The organism is Streptomyces palmae, from assembly GCF_004684805.1.
GTDB lineage: Bacteria > Actinomycetota > Actinomycetes > Streptomycetales > Streptomycetaceae > Streptomyces > Streptomyces palmae.
Genome location: NZ_SRID01000562.1, coordinates 1 through 2,882, shown reverse-complemented (window position 1 = coordinate 2,882; position 2,882 = coordinate 1). Strand labels below are relative to the sequence as shown.

Sequence of the window (2,882 nt, the reverse complement as noted above, 5' to 3'; positions counted from 1 at the left end):
CCCCTGAGCCCTGGCCGTCACCCCGAGCCCTCGTCCTCGCCGGGCGAACCACCTGGAGCCCCGCACCGGAGCCCGTCCCGACCGAATGTCCTGTCTGGCCCGAGCCGCCCCCGGCTCGGGCACCGGTCGGGTTGGGGCTCCGCGGTGGGGGTGTGTGCGTGGGGTGACTGGTGCGCGGGTGAGGGGTGTGCGCGTGGGGTGTCCGGAGGGTGTGAGGGGTGTGCGCGTGGGGTTCCGTGCCGCGTCTGCCGGGTGTGGAACCCCGGCCTCACTGTCGGTCGCTCGGGCCCTTCACCGTCTGGTTCGCCGGCCGCGCTCCGGGATGCTCACGCGGGGTGAGCCGGAAGAGCCGGATCCGGCGTTCCACTCGTGCCTGGTACGTACCGTAGGGCGGCCAGAAGGCGAGCACCGCCGCCCAGGCCGCCTCGCGTTCCGCACCCTCCAGCAGCTGCGCCCGCACCGGGATCTCGCGGCCCCGCCAGCTGATGCTGGCCTCGGGATGAGCCAGCAGATTGCCGGTCCAGGCCGGCTCCCCGGGGCGGCCGAAGTTGCTGCCGACCAGCACCCATGTACCGCCATCCTCCGGCATGCAGGCCAGCGGGGTACGCCGGGGAAGCCCGCTTCTGGCCCCCGTGGCGGTGAGGACCACCCCCGGTAAGAGAGAAGCCGCCGGAAGCACCCGGCCACCGGTCAGCCGGTGCACCGTACGGTCCAGCGCCGGGATCACCCGAGGCGCGACCTTCGCGAAGGCCCGGCTGGACGACACCTTCTGCACCACCCGCACCAGCCGCCCGGCGCCACGGCCCCGCCGGGAGGGCGTGCGCTGCCGGGCGGGCGCGGGCTGCCGCGCGGGTGTGCGCTGCGGGGCGGGCGCGGGCTGCCGTGGCGGGGGTACACCGTCCGACCCAGCCGGTCCGGGTGGGCTATCGGTTCCACCGGCAGCGCCCGCGCCCGGGGCCCTACGTGGCGTGTCCACCGCAGGCGGCCCGTCCGCCCGCTCGGGCTCTTCCGTGTTCACCCACCTCACCAGCCTTCCGCATCGCCTCGTCCTCCCGCCCAGCGGTTCTCGATGGCGCCTGCCGGCCCCTCGTCCTCGCCGATCCAGCGGCACCACGGCGCCCGTTGCCCCGCCGACCCGGCGGCCCTCATGGCGCCTGCCCCTTGCTCTCGCCCTCGCCGATCCAGCGGCACCACGGCGCCCGTTGCCCCAGCCCACCCGGCAACGTCGCGGCTACCCACCCCCTCGCGCCCTCGGCGACCCGGCGATGCGCGGCGATCAGACCGCCACCACCCCGAGCGGGTCCTCGGTCGGGACGAAGAGCCCGGCCCGTTCCGCCGCCCAGCCACGCAGCCGGTGCCCGGGGCCGAAGAGCAGCTCGTCCGAAGCGGCCCGCTTGAAGAACAGATGCGCGTCGTGCTCCCAGGTGAACCCGATGCCCCCGTGCAGCTGTATCGCCTGCCCCGCCACCGCGCGCAGCGCCTGCCCTGCCTGGGCCAGCGCCAGTCCGGAAGCCGTCGCGCCGCCCGCCCACGCCGCGTAGTACACCGCCGAACGCGCGGCGGCGAGTTCCACATACAGGTCGGCCAAGCGGTGCCGGACCGCCTGGAAGGAACCGATGACCCGGCCGAACTGCTTCCGGGTGCGTACATGGCCGACGGTACGGGCCAACGCCTGCTCGGCCGCGCCTACCGCCTCGGCCGCCAGGGCGACCCCGAGCGGCGCGGCCAGCCCGGCCAGTACGGGTGCCACATCCTGTTCGGAGGCTTCCGGCACCCCAGCGGACACTCCGCGCGGAGCTCCACGTTCCGCCGCCCCGCTTGCCCCGACCGCAAGCCCTGCCGCACCCCTGTCCGTCCCTGTGTACGCGCCCAGCAACTCGGCCGGAGTGTCGCGGAGTTCGACGCGGCCCTGGGGGCGGGTCTCGTCCAGCGCGGTGTGCCGAGTGCGTACCAGGCCGGGCGCCGAGGCCGGAACCAGGAAGAGCAGGGTGCGGCCTCGGGTGTACCCGCCGCTGCGGGCGGCCACCAGCAGCAGTTCGGCACTGTGTCCGTCGAGGACCTGGTCGGCCTCGCCGTACAGCCGCCAGCCGTCCGGCGTGCGGCGCGCCTGGATGCCGCCGGCCCGTCCGCCACCCGCCCACTCCGCCGGGCAGGGTCCGGTCAGCCCCAGCACCGCGGAGAGCACCCGGCCCGGCACCACCAGGGTGGCGGTCAGCTCCCCCGCGGCGAGACGGGGCAGCAGCGCCGTACGTTGGACGGGGGTGCCCAGTGCGGTGAGCAGGGGGGCGGCGAGTACGGTGCCGGCCAGGAACGGGGAGGGCAGCAGGGCGCGCCCGAGCTCCTCGCAGGCCAGGGCCAGCTCGACGGGGCCGCAGCCGGCGCCGCCGTGTTCCCGGGCCACCGTGAGGCCGGGCAGCCCCAGCTCGCGGGCCAGCCGCCGCCAGAGCACGCCGTCGTATCCGAGGTGGCCGCGGGTCGCCGCCTTTACCTGGTCGGGGCCGCGGTGTGTGGTGAGCGCCGCGCGCAGGGTGCGCCGCATCTCGACCTGCTCCTGGGTGAACGCGGCGTCCATGGGCGAGCACCTCCAGAATCTGACGCCTCGTCATATTAGAGAAAGCAGGGCCGCATTCCCAGCCCGTCTCCACGACAACAAGCCACCCGCCACGCGCCCGCGGCGCCACCCCGACCGCGAGGTCCGCCCAGACGGCCCACTCCGCACCGACCACCCGATCGCTGATCTGATGTACCGTCAGATTCATGTCGGACCGAATCCGTACGACAGCGGACCGCGCGACGACGGACCGCACGACCGACCGCCGCGGGGTGCCCGCACCCGGCGGCACCGGCGTCAACCTCGCCTCTCCCACCCCTCCGCCCCGACC

The 2,882-nt window shown here is 75.3% G+C and carries 2 protein-coding genes; both read right to left on the bottom strand.

What is annotated here, in order from left to right; genetic code table 11:
* Positions 1 to 268 precede the first annotated feature (268 nt).
* Positions 269 to 784, bottom strand: a complete 516-nt coding sequence (locus tag E4099_RS30910; protein ID WP_245245329.1) for a nitroreductase family deazaflavin-dependent oxidoreductase — start codon at positions 782 to 784, stop codon at positions 269 to 271.
* 492 nt (positions 785 to 1,276) lie between these two features.
* Positions 1,277 to 2,572: an acyl-CoA dehydrogenase family protein gene (locus E4099_RS30905; protein ID WP_135342411.1), complete on the bottom strand. Its 1,296-nt coding sequence runs from the start codon at positions 2,570 to 2,572 to the stop codon at positions 1,277 to 1,279.
* Positions 2,573 to 2,882 lie beyond the last annotated feature (310 nt).